This window comes from Rhodoferax koreense, assembly GCF_001955695.1.
In the GTDB taxonomy this organism is placed as follows: Bacteria; Pseudomonadota; Gammaproteobacteria; order Burkholderiales; family Burkholderiaceae_C; genus Rhodoferax_B; species Rhodoferax_B koreensis.
This window is the reverse complement of the sequence record NZ_CP019236.1, coordinates 84,742-100,847: the sequence shown is the minus strand read 5'-3', so window position 1 is coordinate 100,847 and position 16,106 is coordinate 84,742. Positions and strand designations below refer to the sequence as shown.

Here is a 16,106-nt window from a genome sequence, read left to right as displayed (position 1 = left end):
CCCTGAGGTTGTCGAAGGGCGTTTGAACATCCAGATGGCCCGACCGATTGAGTTTCGTCGGGCCATTTCAATTTGCAGCTGGTTTGAAGATTCTGAACCTGACTTCGGGAGCGGTTGTACGATGGCTGCTATCGGCCAAAAGCGGACCTTCGACTTATGACCAGAGTTCAAAAGCTGTGCGCGGCCTACGAAAGCTTCGGAATCGCCATTGCGAATGTGCCAGATGACCGAGCGAAGGTCCTGTCACGGACGAGTGCGGGTGTTCGTGAGTTCGTTACTGCTGCTCTTCAGCGTGTTCCAAAGCCCACACCCTCGCAGGTTGCAACAGGCTTAGAGCAAGGCTGGCGCGAAACGCCAGGACTCATCCAGGAAATTGCTCAACAGTGGCGATCTGACGTATCGCGAGCCTGGACAGACGCAAATCGGGCGCACTACCCCGAGTTCCTTGTCAACGAGGAGCAGCGTCTTAACAAAGTGATCGCACGCGGGAAAATCAAGACCGAATCTGAGTTCTTTCGGGTGAGGCACCAGATCGATATCTTGGAAGGGGAAGTGGCTCAAAAAGACGACCTGCAAACCTTGTATTCATTGGTCGATGCCTACGAGAGCCGCTAACGGCCAAGAGCCGACATTCAACGGTCAAGTCCTACGGCATTCTCAGTCAACAGTAAAGTTGCGGAGGGATTTATACATGCGCTTTTTGAAGGGAGTCTTCTCGTTAATTTTGGTGGCCTGCTCGTCTCTCGCATCGTCGCAGCAAAGAGACGAGAATGAAGTTGTGTTGGTTGGCGAAACAGACCCGGAAGTGGTCGCTGCGATAAAGCAGGCTCGTAAAACGCTGCCGGAATTTCTCAAGCTTGCCGCTGCACCTCCCTCTAACACGGACGACTACAAACTGAAGGTAGTCGTTGTTGACGGTACCAAAACCGAGCATTTTTGGGTGACGCCGTTTAAGACCTTGCCAAATGGGTTCGCAGGCGTACTTGCCAATGAGCCAAAGGTCGTTGGTAACGTGAAGAAAGACCAGATCGTGCGCTTTGATGAATCACTGGTCTCCCACTGGGGATACGTCAAGGACGGCCGTCAAGTCGGAAGCTTCACGGTATGCGCACTCTTCAAGAAGATGCCAATTGCGCAGGTTGAATACTACCGAAAGACCCACGGATTTGATTGCTAGGGCATTCGGCAGCAGTTGGCCAGAAGAAGACGTTGGAGATGCGACCTATGTATGCCTTGGCACGGCTTGATGCGCTTGTGAACGAGCGATTGGGAGGTGACAAGTCTCGCCTCTTCGAACTGTTTGAAAGTCGAGAAGTCTTTGATCTTTTACGAGCTGCCGACCAACCTGAGGATTGGTATCACTTCGAGCCCAAAACCTTCGACGGGGACTATCTGGTGGAAACGCCTGAGGGTTTTCAGATTTATTGGCAAGAGCGAGGCACCAAGGCCGCCGTTCGAAATTTCACATTGCTGCTCGATGCTGCAAGGGCATTTTTCCGCTGACGCCGAATGCCGGCTTTCGCAAGCCTCGAACTTCTGCAAAGGGCCCAAAGCAGTCCTAGCGTTTGCTCCATAGCTGACATTCACCAGTCAACCTATCCCTGTGGCGAGGCCTCGTCGGAACTATCACCATCCGAGGTGTCGGGACCGTAGATGTCGAGTGACAACCGAATGCCGCGCTGCCCCAACGCAAGCATGGTGGAGGGCAAAATCTCTACGCCTTCATTCCCGCTGCCCATGAACCATCCGCAAAACAAATCAACGCGAAACCGGGCCGTGAGCTCGTGCCAGACCGATGGGTCCGAAGTCACTCGACCGAGCAACTCAGAGACTTGGCCGTTCAAATCTTCTGGCTCGCTATCTGTCGCTTGGAGACGCCACATGCCCGAGTTCCTGGTGACGATGCGACCCGACGGTTCAGAGAGAAATTGAGGCCCTTTCACATGCGCAGACGTGGGCTCAGCGTTGAGTAGCCTCGAAACTTCTTCGGGCACAAGTTCGTCGCCCATAAGCCGCAAAGTTGCCACTGACCGTTCAAGTTGAGCCATCGGAGAAGCCTATGCAGATTGGGGATGACGAGAGACCGTTACTGGCCGATAGACGCCATGCCTTACAGGTAGTCTACCGGTGTACCCGGTTCAACGTAACCGAATATTTTGAATCCGCTATCAGTCGCTACGCCAGGTACATGAACACGGCGGAGCACTGCCAAAACTGCCGCTCGCTGCGCAGGGGAGACCACGGCAATTTCAACCCACTCATCTTCTTCGTGGCGTCCGTAGAAATGATGAAACCATTCGCCATCCCAAGCCCCGATAAGACCTGATTTGATGCTACGCGCTCGGTATCTTGGATGCGGGCCTTTCAATGCACACACACCCAGGCGAATTTCGTTCCATTTTGTGTTGTTCATGACAGGCGTCATCAGCATCCCCGATGATGATTTTTATGTCAGGTTCTGGTCGATTGGCGTCACTGCCCAAGAGCTAGCAGAAGGTCTCGGGCTGCTCTGCGGGGGGCGTCCCAAGCGGCATGACTCATGTCCGCCAGAGATGCTGCGGCTGAAGTATCACTATTTCTTGCTTCTGGGGGAACTCTGCCGACGCAAGCGCGAAGGCGTTTAAGGGCATCTCTTTGGTCGTCAGACATCGCCAATTCATCAAGTACAGGCAATGGCTCTTGCAGAAAATGGAAGAGTTCTGTAGCCACCAGATAACTTCCTTGGTCCTCGCAGCACTCTTTTGGACTCATGGCAAGGGAGCGAACGTGCCCGATAAACCATGCTGCTGATTCGCTTGAATGGAACACGGTTTTTGGCATATTGGTCATACAGGAAACTTCTGGGCTTGAATGTCCGCTTCTGGCCGATAGCAGCCATCCTACAGTCACCACAAAACTCTATCGCCCGCGATTCTCCCCAGCCCCCCACCGCTTCAACAACAACGCATTCCCCATCACACTCACCGAACTCAACGCCATCGCCGCGCCGGCCAGCACCGGGTTGAGGTAGCCCAACGCGGCCAGGGGGATGCCGGCGACGTTGTAGGCGAAGGCCCAGAACAGGTTCTGCCGGATCTTGTGCACGGTGCGCCGGGACAGGTCGAGCGCGGCCGCCACCAGGCGCGGGTCGCCGCGCATCAACGTGATGCCGGCAGCCTGCATGGCCACGTCGGTGCCCTGGCCCATGGCGATGCCGACATTCGCCGCGGCAAGGGCCGGTGCGTCGTTCACACCGTCCCCCACCATCGCCACGGTATGGCCACCTTGTTGCAGCCGCCGCACTTGATCCGCCTTGTCGCCCGGCAAGACTTCCGCCAGCACTTCGCCCTCTTCCGGTTTCAGGCCGATGCGCCGCGCCATGGCCTCGGCCGCGCCGCGGTTGTCGCCGGAAATCATCACAGGGCGGATGTGGCGGCGACGTAATTCGGCAATGGCTTCGGCGGCGCCGGGCTTGGGTTCGTCGCTGAATGCGAACACGGCGCGTGCCAGATGGCCTGCGCCCTGACGCTCCGCAAGGTAGGAAACAGTCGCACCCTCGGCCTGCATCGACCGCGCAAGGCCCACCAGGGGCCCCAGATCGACCGCCAGCGCCTCCATCCAGCGAACGCTGCCCATCACCATCGCCCGCCCGTCCACGTCGCCCTGGCTGCCCCTGCCGGGCACGGCCTGCAGGTTGGCCACCGTCGCGAGGGCCAGGCCCTGCTGCTTCGCCGCGCTGCGCACGGCCTCCGCCAGCGGATGTTCGCTGCCGCTTTGCAGGCTGGCGGCCACGGCCAGCCAGCGCGCCGCGTCGCCATCCACCGCCTCGGTGCGCGTGAGCTGCGGCCGGCCGATGGTCAGCGTGCCGGTCTTGTCGAAGGCCACCACGTCGACCTGGTGCGCGGTCTCCAGCGCTTCGGCGTCCTTGATCAGGATGCCGTACTTGGCCGCCACGCCGGTGCCGGCCATGATGGCCGCCGGCGTGGCCAGGCCGAGCGCACAGGGGCAGGCGATCACCAGCACGGCCACGGCGCGCAGCAAGGCGGTTTCCATCGGCAGGCCCAGCGCCAACCAGGCCAGCAGCGTGGCCAGCGCGATCACCAGCACCACCGGCACGAACACGGCCGACACCTGGTCCACCAGGCGCTGCACCGGCGCCTTCACGGCCTGGGCGTCCTCCACGAGGCGGATGATGCGCGCCAGCGCGGTTTCCGCGCCCACCGCCTGCACCTGCATCACCAGCCGGCCTTCGCCGTTGACCGCGCCACCGGTGAGCGGCGCCTCGGGTTCCTTGGCCACCGGCAGCGGTTCGCCGGTGAGCAGCGATTCATCGACCTGCGACCGCCCCTCGAGCACCCGGCCATCCACCGGGATGCGTTCGCCCGGCCGGACCACCAGTTGGTCGCCGACCAGCACCTCGGCCACCGGCACGTCGATTTCCCCATCGCGGCGCAGCAGGTGCGCGGTGGCGGGCCGCAGGGCCTGCAGCGCGCGGATGGCCGCCGTCGCCTGGCGCTTGGTCCTCGCCTCCAGCCACTTGCCCAGCAGCACCAGGGTGATGACGACGGCCGACGCCTCGAAGTACACGTGCGGCATCTCTCCCGGTGCGGCTGTCAGCCAGAGCCAGACCGACAGGCTCCAGGCCGCGGTGGTGCCGATGGCCACCAGCAGATCCATGTTGCCGCTGCGCGCCAGCACGGCATGCCAGCCGGCCCGGTAGAAGCGCGCGCCCAGCACGAACTGCACTGGCGTTGCTAACAAAAACTGTAGCGGGGCCGGCAGCATCCACGTGCTGTGAGGGCTGAAAAAACCGATGAACATCGGCAGCAGCAACGGCGCGGACAGCACCAGGCCCAGCGCCACCGGTAGGAACCCGGCCCAGGGCGATAGGTCCTGTGAAGCTTCGGCTTCGGCCTGGGTCCTCGGCAGGTAGCCCGCATCGCGCACGGCCCGGCGCAGCTTGGCTTCCATGTCGGCGTCGGCGGTGTAGGTGATGCGGGCCGTTTCGGTGGCCAGGTTCACGCTGGCGCTCTGCACCCCCGGCACTTTCTTGAGCGCGCGTTCGACACGCGCCACACACGAGGCGCAGGTCATGTCGCCGATACCGAGGTCGAGGGAAGTTTCCATGCGGCAAGACTAAACCCTTCCATCGTGGGAGGGTCAAGCCATCATGTTCAGTGTCATTTTTAGGATCAACGCAGTCTGAATCTGCGCTGTTAGCTATCAAAACAGGAGCAAAAGAAATTTTTTCGGCTCGTTTTGGTGTTCAGGCTGTCCAGCTTGTCTTCTCTTCTAATGGTTCTATATCTAAATAGTAGTAGTAGTAAGGGTCCGGCCACCCTGTGGGTAAGCCTTCTTTCCTGTTTTGGATCAAGCACTTGCATGACTTTGACGGGTGTGGGCGAGCGCGCTTCGCTACTGCGCCCGGAATATGAACAACTTTGCCGCAAGGCTCTGGCCTGTGGATAAGCCTGCGGTTGTGCCGGAACTATCCACAGTGTTGTTAGGGCCGGCCGAAACGGCTTGACCTTGCCACCGTGTCAGGGTTCAACATCGGGGTTTCAGAAGGGGAAAAGAGATGACGCAACACCAATTCCAGGTCCAGGGCATGACCTGCGGCCACTGCGAACGCGCGGTGACGCAAGCCGTGCAACAGCTCGATCCATCGGCCACGGTGGTGATCGAACGCGCCAGCGGCGCCGTGGAAGTGACGTCCGAGCAACCGCGTGCCGCGTTGGCGCAGGCCATCACCGAAGAGGGCTACCGGGTTGAAGGCTGAGGCGCAGGAACTGACGGCCGGGCCGATGACCATCGGCGCTGCGGCACGGGCCAGTGGCATCTCGGCCAAGATGCTGCGGCATTACGAATCGCTGGGTTTGTTGCCGCCGGTGGCGCGCACCGAAAGTGGCTACCGCCTGTACCGCGCGGAGGATGTGAACACCTTGCGTTTCATCCGGCGTTCGCGCGAGCTCGGTTTTTCGATGGCGGAAATCGCCGAACTGGTGAGCCTGTGGCAGGACCGCAGCCGTGCCAGTGCCCAGGTGAAGCACATCGCGCAGCGGCACGTGGACGATCTGGACCAGCGCATTGCCGCCATGCAGGCCATGCAGCGCAGCCTGCAGAAGCTGCTGGCGTGCTGCCATGGCGATGCGCGGCCCGAATGCCCGATTTTGGACGACCTGGCCGGCGTGGCGCCGGCCTCGGGCAGCGAGGTTATTTCAGCAATGTCGCCTTGAGCGAGATGTCCGGCACGCTGGCCAATGCCTTCGACAGAGGGCAGTCGCGCTTGGCGCTGGCGGCGATGGCCTGGAACATTTCCTCGTCGATGTCGGGCACCCGCGCCTCCAGGCTCAGGCCGATGTGGCCGATCACGAAGCCTTCGCCGTCCTTGTCGAGCCGGACCTGTGCCTTGGTGTCCACCGCATCGGTGGCGAAGCCGGCCTTGTCGCAGGCGAACGAAAACGCCATGGTGAAACAGGCAGCGTGTGCCGCGGCCAGCAGTTCCTCGGGATTCGTCCCCTTGCGATCGTCCTCGAAGCGGCTGCCGAAGCCGTAGGGATAGGCACGCAGGGCCTCGGTGTCGGTGCTGATCTGGCCCTGCCCCTTCTTGCCTCTGCCCTCCCAGTGCACGCTGGATGTCTTGGTGATCATGGTCGCTCCTCACATTGGTTTTGAAAAACAAAAGTTTCGGACAGCAAGGCGGCCCACACCGTGGGACATGGCCGCAAGCGCAACAGGGCACGGGCCTACACCCCTGGCACGCGGGTGGCGCTCTAATGAGCTTACGCTTCTGAAGGACTTCTGACCATGCTGGAAAAACTACCCGAAGCCGTGGGCCACCTGCTGCGCGACCAGCGCGCGGGTCTGGATGCGGTGGTCTTCAACCGTGTCGACTTGCGCAACGGCACCGGTGCGCTGGTCCTGCAGAGCCTGTCGTTTCAGGACCATGCGCCGATGCCGGCCTTGTTCACCGCCGATGGCGAAGGCATTTCGCCGCCGCTGCACTGGAGCGGCGTGCCCGAGGAAGCAGCTTCGCTGGTGTTGGTGGTGGAAGATGCGGACGCTCCCACGCCCCAGCCCTTGGTGCACGCCATCGTGGTCGACATGCCGGCCAGCCTGGCCAACCTGCCCGAGGGTGCGCTGAAAAGCCCGGACCACGATGGCACGGGCTTTCATACAGGGCGCAATTCCTACTTGATGCAAGCCTGGCTGCCGCCGGATCCACCACCGGGCCATGGCGTGCACCGCTATGTATTCCAACTGTTCGCGCTGCGCGCAGGGCCCGATTTCGAGGAAACGCCTGGCCGTGACGCCGTGGTGGAAGTTCTGCGCGAGCGTGCCGTGGCCAGCGGCATGCTGATCGGTACCTACACCCGGCCCGACGGCAGCATCAAGGCCGATGAAGAAGCCGTGGATGAGGCGCCGGTCAACCCCGTGGGATCAGCTCGCCTGGCCTGAAAACTTCAGGCGATCGCCTGCAACGGTGCCTTGGCGCTGGCGTTTGCGGCCTTGCCCGAAGCCGCGGTGCCGAAACTGATCTCGCCGGACAGCTGGCCGCCCTCTTCGATCACCACCTTGCCGTAGCGGATCTTGCCGGTGACGCGACCGGTGGCATAGATCACCAGCTTTTCGCGCACGGTGAGGTCGCCATTGAACGCGCCGTGGATTTCCGCGATGTCGATTTCGGCGGAGCCGTTGAAGGAACCCATCTCGGCGATCTGCATCACCCGCGAGTCCATCGTGGCTTCGACCGTGCCTTCGACCACCAGGGTGTCGCAATCGGTGATCTCCACGCCCTTGAGCTTGATGTTCGGGCCGACGGTGAGCTTGCTGCCGCCTTCCTTGGCGGTGCCGGAGGGGGTGGTGCTCGAAGCGGTGGTGTTGGTCGTCATGGAAGTGGCGCTGGAAGGCGCTGGCTGGGACAGACTGTTGTGAGAACCGAGCACCGAATGCGCACCCGCGCTGGCGGGCTGGGTGGTCGGGCGGGTACCCAGGGATTCGTTTTCTCGCTTGCCGAAAAAGGGTGATTGCAGGGCCACTGAGATACCTCCTAAAAGCAGTGGATGCTACGGGCGCCCCACCGGCAAAGCGCCACCCGCGATGCAATATCTGTAACGAAAATAAAACGATGGCGGCTGCAATTAGGCGTTAAATTGTTACGGCTGAAAGCATGCGCTTGGTGGCGCACCATGCAGGCGCTTGAGTTCCACCAGCAACCCCTTGAATGCACGAGCAGGAACCGGTGTGCACGAAGGCGGTGCGTTTTTGTACGCAAAGAGGCTCCTCCGTTGAGTGCAAGGCTGGCACGCTGTTTGCACACAGGCAGGCCATGCAAGCTCCCAACACCTCCGTGACTTCCTTGGCGACACCGGCGCCCGCGGCCATCGAAATCATTTCCTTGACCAAGCGTTACGCCCAGGGCAAGCCGGCGGTGGACAGCATCAACCTGCGCATCGCCAGCGGCAGCTACTGCTGCCTGCTCGGCCCTTCGGGTTGCGGCAAGAGCACCACGCTGCGCATGATCGCCGGGCACGAGTCGGTGACCAGCGGGGACATCCTGCTCGAAAACCGCAACATCACCGACCTGCCCGCGGCCGAACGCGGCACCGCCATGATGTTTCAGAGCTTTGCGCTGTTTCCGCACCTCTCGGCGCTGGACAACGTCGCCTTCAGCCTGAAGATGAAGGGCGTGGACAAGGCCAAGCGCCAGGCCGCGGCGAAGGATCTGTTGGAGCGTGTGGCCATGGGCCATCTGGCCGAACGCAAGCCGGCCGAACTCTCCGGCGGCCAGCAGCAACGCGTGGCGCTGGCGCGCGCCCTGATCACCCAGCCGCGCGTGCTGCTGCTCGACGAACCGCTTTCCGCACTCGACCCCTTCCTGCGCATCCAGATGCGCGCCGAGCTGCGCCGCTGGCAGAAGGAACTCGGCCTGACCTTCATCCACGTGACCCATTCGCAGGAAGAGGCCATGGCGCTGGCCGACACCATGGTGGTGATGAACCACGGCCTGATCGAACAGGTCGGCCCGCCGCACGAGGTCTACAACCGGCCCAACAGCGAATTCGTGGCGCGCTTCATGGGCGGCCACAACGTGATCGACACACCCGCCGGCAAGATCGGCGTGCGCACCGACCACATGCTGGTCACGCCGGCCGCCGAAGCCGCCGCCGACGGCCCGCACAACATGCCAGCCGTGGTCACCGACGTCGAATACCAGGGCACCTATGTGCTGCTCGGGCTGCAGAAGCCGGGCAAGGCACAGACGGCCAGTTCCACCGCCGAGTTTTCGGTGATGGTGTCGGAGGCGCAGTTCGGTGCGCGTCCCTACCAGGTCGGCGAGCCGGTGCAGCTTTCGTGGGCACCGACCGCCGCGCATTCGTTGACCACATTGACCAAGGCCATGGCGGCTTCCCCTGCGGCTGCGATGGCCTGACGGCCGACTTCCTCTTCACGCGCTTTCGCTTTTTTCACATGCCTCAAGGAGCATTTCCCATGTCCGACTCTCTTCCAGAATCCATCGACGCTTCCACGGCCGCCAACGTCAAGCGCCGTTCGCTGCTCAAGGGCACGGCCGGCATTCTGGCCGCCGGTGTGTTTCCCGCGATCCACGCGCAGGAAAAAATCGTGCTGCGCTACCTCGGCACCGCGGTGAACCAGGACAAGGCCATCGCCGAAAAATTCAAGGCCGATACCGGCATCGAAATCCAGTACGTGGCCGTGACCACCGACGACGTCACCAAGCGTGTGGTCACCGCACCCAACAGCTTCGACCTGGTCGACACCGAATACTTCTCGCTGAAGAAGATCGTGCCCACCGGCAACCTCAAGGGCATCGACACCAAGCGCATCAAGAACGCCGACAAGATCACCACGCTGTTCACCACCGGCGAAATCGGCGGCAAGAAGGTCGGCGACCAGGGCACGGCGCCGAAGAAGGTGATCTACCTCGAAGGCGAGAAGAGCAAGGTCTTCGCCAAGAGCCCGACCCAGTTCATGTCGCTGATCCCCACGGTCTACAACGCCGACACGTTGGGCATCCGCCCCGACCTGATCAAGCGCCCGATCGATTCCTGGGCCGAACTGCTGAACCCCGAATTCAAGGGCAAGGCCGCGATCCTGAACATCCCGTCGATCGGCATCATGGACGCGGCCATGGTGGTGGAAGCCAAGGGCCTCTACAAGTACCCCGACAAGGGCAACATGACGAAGAAGGAGATCGACCTCACCATCAAGACCCTGATCGAAGCCAAGAAGGCCGGCCAGTTCCGCGCGCTGTGGAAGGACTTCAATGAGTCGGTGAACCTGATGTCGTCTGGCGAAGTGGTCATCCAGTCGATGTGGAGCCCCGCCGTCACCGCCGTGCGCACCAAGGGCATCGCCTGCAACTTCCAGCCGCTGAAGGAAGGCTACCGCGCCTGGGCCGCCGGCTTCGGCCTGCCGACCACGCTGTCGGGCAAGAAGCTCGACGGCGCCTACGAGTTCATCAACTGGTTCCTCGACGGCTGGGCTGGCGCCTACCTGAACCGCCAGGGCTACTACAGCGCCGTGCTGGAGACCGCCAAGGCCAAGATGGAAGCCTACGAGTGGGCCTACTGGATGGAAGGCAAGCCCGCCACGCAAGACATCAAGAGCCCGAACGGCGACGTGCTGGCCAAGACCGGCCAGGTGCGCGACGGCGGCAGCTATGAAGCCCGCATGGGCGGCATCGCCTGCTGGAACGCGGTGATGGACGAGAACAACTACATGGTCCAGAAGTGGAATGAGTTCGTCGCTGCGTAAATAGGCTTACCCCCAGGTTGGCTCACTGCGTGTAGCCGCCCACCCCCTTGCAGGGGACACAACCAGCGGCCGGGCACAGCCCGTTCCGCGGTTGTTCTGGAATCAGGCAGGGGCGTCCGCCAGCCACCGTTCGTGCTGAGCCTGTCGAAGCACTGTTTGCTGGGCCGAGGGTGCATTCGGCGCCCAAGAATTTTCAAACCTAGAGAACTTTCATGAGCTCCACCGCCGCCCCGCCGCCCTCCGCCAACGCCAGCCCGGCGCCTGGGCGCAGCCTTTCCGCCTGGTGGCAGGCGACGCCGCTGACGGTGGTGTTCGCCTTGTTCTTTTTGATCCCGCTGGCCCTGATCCTGATGGTCAGTTTCTGGGACTTCAACGAATACGAATTGCTGCCCGGCTTCACGTTCAAGAACTACATTTCGGTGTTCGACGGCTGCAGCAACATGGCCGACATGTGCACCACGCTGCGCACCTACCTGTCGACCTTCAAGTTCTGCCTGCTGGTCTGGCTGATCACGCTGGTGATTGGCTTCGCGGTGTCGTATTTCCTGGCCTTCCACGTGCGATCCTCGGGCGTGCAGACGCTGCTGTTCGTGCTGTGCACCATCCCGTTCTGGACGTCGAACGTGATCCGCATGATCTCCTGGGTGCCGCTGCTCGGACGCAACGGGCTGGTGAACCAGACGCTCATGGAAATGCACCTGGTCGATGCCCCGGTCGAGTGGCTGCTGTTCTCCGATTTCTCGGTCACGCTGGCCTTCGTGCACCTCTACACCATGTTCATGATCGTGCCCATCTTCAACTCGATGATGCGCATCGACCGCAGCCTGCTCGAGGCGGCCAACGACAGCGGCGCGAGCGGCTGGCAGACGTTGTGGAACGTGATCGTGCCGCTGTCGCGCACCGGCATCATTATCGGCTCGATCTTCGTCATCACCATCGTCATGGGTGACTTCGTGACGATCGGCGTGATGGGCGGCCAGCAGATCGCCTCCATCGGCAAGATCATCCAGGTGCAGACCTCCTACCTGCAATTCCCGCTGGCCGCGGCCAACGCCGTGATCCTGCTGGCCATCGTGCTGATGATCATCTACGGCCTGACGCGCCTCGTCGACATTCGCAAGGAGCTCTGACCATGTCCCTGAGAGAAAAACGCGCCGCCAGCTTCTGGCCGCTGGCCCTGGTCTTTTCGCTGTTCGTGCTGTTCATGTACGGCCCGATGCTGGTCATCTTCATCCTGAGTTTCCAGGGGCCCGAAGGCGGGCTCACCTTCCCGGTGCGCGGCCTGTCGCTGCACTGGTTCTACAAGCTGGCCGAGGGCCTGGGCGTGGTCGACATCGGCGCGGCGCTGCGGCGCTCGCTCGGCCTGGGCCTGGCGGTGATGGCCTGCACCGTGGTGCTGTCGGTGCTGGCCGGGCTGGCGTTCCGCAAGAAGCTCAAGGGCGGCAACGCGCTGTTCTTCATCGTCGTGGCCAGCCTGATCATGCCGTCGATCATCGTGTCGCTGGGCATCGGGCTGGAGTTCCGCCTGCTCGACACCGGCATCAAGGCCGCGCTCGGCGCCTTCGGCATGGACAGTGCGCTCGAAGGCTTCGGCACATCGCTCGGCCTGTTCACCTCGGCGCTCGGCGCGCATCTCACCTGGACGCTGCCTTTCGGGCTGCTGATCATGTTCGCGGTGTTCAACCGCTTCAGCCCCTCCTACGAAGAAGCCGCCCGCGATCTCGGCGCCACGCCGTGGCAGGGGTTTCGCCACGTGGTGCTGCCGCTGATCGCGCCGTCGGTCGTGGGCATCGGCATGTTCGGCTTCACGCTGAGCTGGGACGAGATCGCACGCACCTCGCAGGCCATCGGCGACGTCAACACGCTGCCGCTGGAACTGCAGGGGCTGACCTCCACCGTCACCACGCCGTCGATCTACGCGCTGGGCACCGTCACCACCATCGTCTCGTTCGTGGTCATGGGCCTCACGCTGGCCCTGGTCTGGCTGCTGGGCCGGGGACGCAAGGGCCGCGCATCGGCATGACATCTCCTTCGATGGCCGTCAGCGCGCCAGCCGTTCCCGTGAAAAAGAAGACCATGTCATCGCCAGTTGAATCTCCGACGCCTGCCAGCGCCGCGCTCAGCGACAACGACATCTACGAACGCGTGATCTCCGCCATCCTCGACCATCGGCTGCCGCCCGGCACCAAGCTGGTCGAAGACAAGCTCGCCACGGCCTTCGGTGTGTCGCGCACGCGCATCCGGCCGGTGCTGGTGCGCCTGGCGGGCGAGCAGGTGGTGACGCTCACGCCGAACCGTGGCGCCGCCATCGCCCAGCCCACGGTGCAGGAAGCGCGCGAGGTGTTCGAGGCGCGCCGCATGATCGAGCCGCGCCTGGTGGCACTCTTCATCGCCCAGGCCGGCGCCGACGACATCGCCAACCTCATGGACGGCATCGCGGGGGAAGAAGCCGCCCGCAGGGCCGGGGACATGCGCCGCGCGATCCGGCTCGCGGGCGACTTCCACCTGCGGATTGCGCAGGCGGCGGGTCACCAGACGCTGGGCCGGATCCTGCGCGAACTGGTCTCGCGCACCTCGCTGATCCTCATGACCTACAGCCCGAGCCACACCAGCGAACGCGAGGAGGCCACCGCCTGCGGCTGCCGCGAACACCGCGCGCTGATCGACGCGATCCGCCTGCGCGATGCGAAGGAGGCCGCGGCGCTGATGCTCGACCATCTGGTGCGGCTCGAATCGCAACTCGATTTCAGCCCGCCGGGCACGGCTGCGCCTGATCTGGTGAGCCTGTTCGGCCAGGCGGCATAGATGGAACACCCCCGAAGCGCCTGCGGCGCCTCCGCTGAAGCGGTGCTGAGAAGCTAGGATCGGTGTGATGCGCAACCTGCTCGTCATCAATCCCAACACCTCCGCCAGCGTCAGCGCGCTGCTGCAGCACCACGTGCAGGCCGCGGCCGGCAGCGCGGTCGCCGTGTCCACCCGCACCGCGCGTTTCGGTGCGCCGTACATTGCCTGCGAGGCCAGCTTCACCGTGGCCGGACACGCCACGCTCGATACCTGGGCCGCGGCCCTGGCCGAGGAAGACGCGCCCGCGCCCGACGCGGTGCTGATCGGCTGCTTCGGCGACCCTGGCCTGCTGGCGCTGCGGGAGAGCAGTCCGGTGCCGGTCACCGGCCTGGCCGAGGCCTCGTTCATCGCCGCGACACGGCGAAGCGATGGGGGCCGCTTTGCCATCGTCACCGGCGGCGAACGCTGGGCGCCGATGCTGCAGCGCCTGGCGCTCTCGCTCGGCCATGGGCCGGCCCTGGCGGGCATCCATACCGTGCAGCCTACCGGTGCCCAGCTGGCGGCGGATCCGGTGGCGGCCAGGCTGCTGCTGGCCGAGGCCTGCCGCCAGGTGGCGCGCCAAACCGGCGCGCGGGCCGTGGTCCTCGGCGGCGCGGGCCTGGCTGGCATGGCCGCGGCCATCCAGTCGCAGGTGGATGTGCCGGTGATCGACAGCGTGGTGGCGGGGGCGACCTGGGCGCTGCGCGGCGACGCGCCTGCGGCGGAACGCAGCCTGCCAGGCTTTGACGTGGCCTGGGAGCACGTGTCCGCCGAACTCACGGCGCTCGGAACGACCCGGCGCTGAGGCCGGAAACCCCTCGGAAGAGGGGATTCGCGTGGCGCGCCGTGGCGCAACACAATGCCGGGACGCTGGCCGCCAACCGGCCCGCCCACCCGCCATGGAAACTCTCGATCCTGCCGTCAGTCCGTATTGGTCCTTTCCTTCCACCACGTTCGTGGACGAGGCCTGCGCGTCCCCGCGCGGCCGGCAGCTTTTCAAGCTCTCCTCGGCGCGCCATGCCGCCGCCGCGCGACGGCTGACGCCCGAGCTGCCCGACATGGTCTTCGATCTCGACATGGTGGCCGGCCTGCGCCGCGCCGGTGGCGACCGCAGGGCCTATTTGGACCTGCTGCGCCGTTTCGGGCGCAACCAGCGCAGCTTTGCCACCCAACTCAGGGCCCCGATGGCGCGGCAGGACTGGAGCACGGCCGAGTGCGTGGTCCACGGGTGTGCGCTGGCCGCCGACCGCATCGGTGCGCACCATCTGGCCGCGCGGGCGCAGGTGCTGGAGACCGCCTTGCACGAGCGGCTCGACATGGGCCAACTCAGGCCGCTGGTGCGGGAAGTGGCCGCGCTGGTGCAGGCGCTGGCCCAGCAGCTGCACGCCCAGCTGGCGCCGGACGCGGCCAGGGCCTAGAAGGGGGCTTCTGCGGGTTCTGCAGCCGTCGCGGGGGCTTCGGGCGTCGCCTCGTCCTTGGGTGCGGCCACACCGATCTCCACCTCGCCGCCGAGCGCCAGCATCAGCGCCGGGATGAGTTGCTGCATCTCGCCGGTGGCGATCGCCGCGTCGGCATCGAAGCCGTCTTCCTTTTCCTGCTGTCCTTGCGAAGGGCCGTCGAACACACCGTCGAGGAAAGCGATCTTCTTCACCTGCAGGCCTTCGGTCAGCATGAAGGACACACGGCCTTCCCAGGTCAGGGCCAGCTTGGTCGGGATCTTGCCCTCGGCCACGTGCTGGCGCACCTCCTCGATGTCGAGCGCATGGCGGGCGTATTTCACCACCGACTTCGATTCGTCGGCGGCCTTGAGTTCGCATTCGCGGTCGATGCTGAAGCCCGCCGGTGCTTCCTGCGTGGTCAGCCACTCGGCCATGGCCGCGGCCGGCGAGAGCTGGGTGTTGATCTGCATCACGCTGAAGCCGTCGATGGCCTTGACCAGGTTGCTGATGACCTCGTCGGCACGGCCCTGGCTGCCGGCGTCGATCACCAGCGTGCGCGATGCCGGGTCGATCCACACCAGCACGCTGCTGCGCTTGGTGAAGGCCATCGGCAGCAGCGACTGCTTCACGTCTTCCTGGATTTCCTTGGATTCCTTCTTGCCGGGCTTGCGGCCCGTGGTGGCCTCGATCTCCTGCAGCCGTTCCGCGGCCTTGCGCTTGATCACCGAGGCTGGCACGGACTTGCTTTCGATCGAGAGCTTGAGAATCCACTGGCCGCCGACGGATTCGGCCAGCGGGCCATGCGCCTCGCCGCGCGGCTCGGACCAGCCGAGCGACATTTCCTGGCTCGCGCCGCATTCGACGAAGCGGTGCTTGTCGAGGCTGGCTTCGATCTGTTCGAGGGAGGGGGACCAGGCGGGTCCGATGCGGTACACCATCACGTTCTTGAACACGGGCTATCTTTCTGCGATCTGGGTTGGGTTGGACGATGCGTGGGCGCGCGCAAGGGCGGCCCGGACGCCGGCCGGGGAAACCGGCGGATGTCCTATTGTCCGTGTTCGCGCGGGCCCGCTGCCCGCGATGGAG

The 16,106-nt window shown here is 63.9% G+C and carries 20 protein-coding genes; 13 read left to right on the top strand and 7 right to left on the bottom strand.

Going from position 1 to position 16,106, the window contains the following annotated elements:
* The first annotated feature begins 156 nt into the window (after positions 1-156).
* The 3 genes from RD110_RS00465 to RD110_RS00455 all read left to right on the top strand — a co-directional run bounded on the left by RD110_RS00465 (position 157) and on the right by RD110_RS00455 (position 1,503).
* Positions 157-615: a hypothetical protein gene (locus RD110_RS00465; RefSeq protein ID WP_076195678.1), complete on the top strand. Its 459-nt coding sequence runs from the start codon at positions 157-159 to the stop codon at positions 613-615.
* A 76-nt stretch (positions 616-691) separates the two neighbouring features.
* A complete protein-coding gene (locus RD110_RS00460; protein WP_076195676.1) occupies positions 692-1,177 on the top strand; it encodes a YegJ family protein in 486 nt (161 codons plus the stop codon).
* Between the two features lie 47 nt (positions 1,178-1,224).
* On the top strand, positions 1,225-1,503 hold the full coding sequence (locus RD110_RS00455) for a hypothetical protein (RefSeq protein ID WP_157900018.1): 279 nt from the start codon (positions 1,225-1,227) through the stop codon (positions 1,501-1,503).
* Positions 1,504-1,595: 92 nt separating this feature from the next.
* On the opposite strand, the gene RD110_RS00450 is transcribed toward RD110_RS00455, so the two are convergent.
* The 4 genes from RD110_RS00450 to RD110_RS00440 form a co-directional block, all read right to left on the bottom strand.
* A complete protein-coding gene (locus RD110_RS00450; RefSeq protein WP_239467323.1) occupies positions 1,596-2,009 on the bottom strand; it encodes a DUF4279 domain-containing protein in 414 nt (137 codons plus the stop codon).
* 101 nt (positions 2,010-2,110) lie between these two features.
* Positions 2,111-2,413 (bottom strand): DUF6678 family protein, encoded by a 303-nt coding sequence (locus RD110_RS27655; protein WP_076204133.1) that lies wholly within the window; start codon positions 2,411-2,413, stop codon positions 2,111-2,113.
* A gap of 59 nt (positions 2,414-2,472) precedes the next feature.
* Positions 2,473-2,829: a hypothetical protein gene (locus RD110_RS27650; protein ID WP_157900017.1), complete on the bottom strand. Its 357-nt coding sequence runs from the start codon at positions 2,827-2,829 to the stop codon at positions 2,473-2,475.
* A gap of 69 nt (positions 2,830-2,898) precedes the next feature.
* On the bottom strand, positions 2,899-5,106 hold the full coding sequence (locus tag RD110_RS00440) for a heavy metal translocating P-type ATPase (protein ID WP_076195670.1): 2,208 nt from the start codon (positions 5,104-5,106) through the stop codon (positions 2,899-2,901).
* 451 nt (positions 5,107-5,557) lie between these two features.
* On the opposite strand from RD110_RS00440, the gene RD110_RS00435 reads away from it, so the two are divergent.
* Positions 5,558-5,758 carry a heavy-metal-associated domain-containing protein gene (locus RD110_RS00435; protein WP_076195668.1) on the top strand — a complete coding sequence of 67 codons (201 nt, stop codon included), beginning with the start codon at positions 5,558-5,560 and terminating at the stop codon, positions 5,756-5,758.
* 25 nt (positions 5,759-5,783) lie between these two features.
* On the top strand, positions 5,784-6,215 hold the full coding sequence (gene cueR, locus RD110_RS00430) for a Cu(I)-responsive transcriptional regulator (RefSeq protein WP_076204131.1): 432 nt from the start codon (positions 5,784-5,786) through the stop codon (positions 6,213-6,215).
* Here cueR and RD110_RS00425 read toward each other — a convergent pair.
* Positions 6,193-6,630, bottom strand: coding sequence for an OsmC family protein (locus tag RD110_RS00425; RefSeq protein ID WP_076195666.1), 438 nt, complete (start codon positions 6,628-6,630; stop codon positions 6,193-6,195). The genes cueR and RD110_RS00425 overlap by 23 nt on opposite strands.
* Positions 6,631-6,786: 156 nt before the next feature.
* Between RD110_RS00425 and RD110_RS00420 the strand changes: the two genes are divergently transcribed.
* The gene (locus RD110_RS00420; protein ID WP_076195664.1) at positions 6,787-7,437 is read left to right on the top strand and encodes a YbhB/YbcL family Raf kinase inhibitor-like protein; all 651 of its coding nucleotides are present in this window, start codon (positions 6,787-6,789) and stop codon (positions 7,435-7,437) included.
* A 5-nt stretch (positions 7,438-7,442) separates the two neighbouring features.
* Here the strand turns inward: RD110_RS00420 and RD110_RS00415 are convergent, their stop codons facing one another.
* The gene (locus RD110_RS00415) at positions 7,443-8,018 is read right to left on the bottom strand and encodes a bactofilin family protein (protein WP_076195662.1); all 576 of its coding nucleotides are present in this window, start codon (positions 8,016-8,018) and stop codon (positions 7,443-7,445) included.
* A gap of 290 nt (positions 8,019-8,308) precedes the next feature.
* Between RD110_RS00415 and RD110_RS00410 the strand changes: the two genes are divergently transcribed.
* From RD110_RS00410 to RD110_RS27645, 7 genes are all read left to right on the top strand, one after another.
* Entirely contained in the window at positions 8,309-9,412 is a 1,104-nt protein-coding gene (locus tag RD110_RS00410) for an ABC transporter ATP-binding protein (RefSeq protein WP_076195660.1), read from the top strand.
* Between the two features lie 59 nt (positions 9,413-9,471).
* Positions 9,472-10,758, top strand: coding sequence for an ABC transporter substrate-binding protein (locus tag RD110_RS00405; RefSeq protein WP_076195658.1), 1,287 nt, complete (start codon positions 9,472-9,474; stop codon positions 10,756-10,758).
* Between the two features lie 212 nt (positions 10,759-10,970).
* Positions 10,971-11,888 carry an ABC transporter permease gene (locus RD110_RS00400; RefSeq protein WP_076195656.1) on the top strand — a complete coding sequence of 306 codons (918 nt, stop codon included), beginning with the start codon at positions 10,971-10,973 and terminating at the stop codon, positions 11,886-11,888.
* Positions 11,889-11,890: 2 nt separating this feature from the next.
* On the top strand, positions 11,891-12,781 hold the full coding sequence (locus RD110_RS00395) for an ABC transporter permease (RefSeq protein WP_076195654.1): 891 nt from the start codon (positions 11,891-11,893) through the stop codon (positions 12,779-12,781).
* Positions 12,782-12,834: 53 nt separating this feature from the next.
* Entirely contained in the window at positions 12,835-13,563 is a 729-nt protein-coding gene (locus RD110_RS00390) for a GntR family transcriptional regulator (RefSeq protein WP_076204128.1), read from the top strand.
* Positions 13,564-13,630: 67 nt separating this feature from the next.
* Positions 13,631-14,386 carry an aspartate/glutamate racemase family protein gene (locus tag RD110_RS00385; protein ID WP_076195652.1) on the top strand — a complete coding sequence of 252 codons (756 nt, stop codon included), beginning with the start codon at positions 13,631-13,633 and terminating at the stop codon, positions 14,384-14,386.
* Positions 14,387-14,480: 94 nt separating this feature from the next.
* Positions 14,481-14,999 carry a hypothetical protein gene (locus RD110_RS27645; protein ID WP_157900016.1) on the top strand — a complete coding sequence of 173 codons (519 nt, stop codon included), beginning with the start codon at positions 14,481-14,483 and terminating at the stop codon, positions 14,997-14,999.
* Here the strand turns inward: RD110_RS27645 and RD110_RS00375 are convergent.
* Complete coding sequence (locus tag RD110_RS00375; protein WP_239467141.1) at positions 14,996-15,973, bottom strand: recombination-associated protein RdgC; 978 nt, start codon at positions 15,971-15,973, stop codon at positions 14,996-14,998. The genes RD110_RS27645 and RD110_RS00375 overlap by 4 nt on opposite strands.
* Positions 15,974-16,106: the final 133 nt, after the last annotated feature.

Excerpts from the sequence above, each read along its gene's own strand:
- RD110_RS00465 (WP_076195678.1), top strand. The coding sequence starts at position 157 with ATGACCAGAGTTCAAAAGCTGTGCGCGGCCTACGAAAGCTTCGGAATC.
- RD110_RS00460 (WP_076195676.1), top strand. The coding sequence starts at position 692 with ATGCGCTTTTTGAAGGGAGTCTTCTCGTTAATTTTGGTGGCCTGCTCG.
- RD110_RS00455 (WP_157900018.1), top strand. The coding sequence starts at position 1,225 with ATGTATGCCTTGGCACGGCTTGATGCGCTTGTGAACGAGCGATTGGGA.
- RD110_RS00450 (WP_239467323.1), bottom strand. The coding sequence starts at position 2,009 with ATGGGCGACGAACTTGTGCCCGAAGAAGTTTCGAGGCTACTCAACGCT.
- RD110_RS27655 (WP_076204133.1), bottom strand. The coding sequence starts at position 2,413 with ATGAACAACACAAAATGGAACGAAATTCGCCTGGGTGTGTGTGCATTG.
- RD110_RS27650 (WP_157900017.1), bottom strand. The coding sequence starts at position 2,829 with ATGACCAATATGCCAAAAACCGTGTTCCATTCAAGCGAATCAGCAGCA.
- RD110_RS00440 (WP_076195670.1), bottom strand. The coding sequence starts at position 5,106 with ATGGAAACTTCCCTCGACCTCGGTATCGGCGACATGACCTGCGCCTCG.
- RD110_RS00435 (WP_076195668.1), top strand. The coding sequence starts at position 5,558 with ATGACGCAACACCAATTCCAGGTCCAGGGCATGACCTGCGGCCACTGC.
- cueR (WP_076204131.1), top strand. The coding sequence starts at position 5,784 with ATGACCATCGGCGCTGCGGCACGGGCCAGTGGCATCTCGGCCAAGATG.
- RD110_RS00425 (WP_076195666.1), bottom strand. The coding sequence starts at position 6,630 with ATGATCACCAAGACATCCAGCGTGCACTGGGAGGGCAGAGGCAAGAAG.
- RD110_RS00420 (WP_076195664.1), top strand. The coding sequence starts at position 6,787 with ATGCTGGAAAAACTACCCGAAGCCGTGGGCCACCTGCTGCGCGACCAG.
- RD110_RS00410 (WP_076195660.1), top strand. The coding sequence starts at position 8,309 with ATGCAAGCTCCCAACACCTCCGTGACTTCCTTGGCGACACCGGCGCCC.
- RD110_RS00405 (WP_076195658.1), top strand. The coding sequence starts at position 9,472 with ATGTCCGACTCTCTTCCAGAATCCATCGACGCTTCCACGGCCGCCAAC.
- RD110_RS00400 (WP_076195656.1), top strand. The coding sequence starts at position 10,971 with ATGAGCTCCACCGCCGCCCCGCCGCCCTCCGCCAACGCCAGCCCGGCG.
- RD110_RS00395 (WP_076195654.1), top strand. The coding sequence starts at position 11,891 with ATGTCCCTGAGAGAAAAACGCGCCGCCAGCTTCTGGCCGCTGGCCCTG.
- RD110_RS00390 (WP_076204128.1), top strand. The coding sequence starts at position 12,835 with ATGTCATCGCCAGTTGAATCTCCGACGCCTGCCAGCGCCGCGCTCAGC.
- RD110_RS00385 (WP_076195652.1), top strand. The coding sequence starts at position 13,631 with ATGCGCAACCTGCTCGTCATCAATCCCAACACCTCCGCCAGCGTCAGC.
- RD110_RS27645 (WP_157900016.1), top strand. The coding sequence starts at position 14,481 with ATGGAAACTCTCGATCCTGCCGTCAGTCCGTATTGGTCCTTTCCTTCC.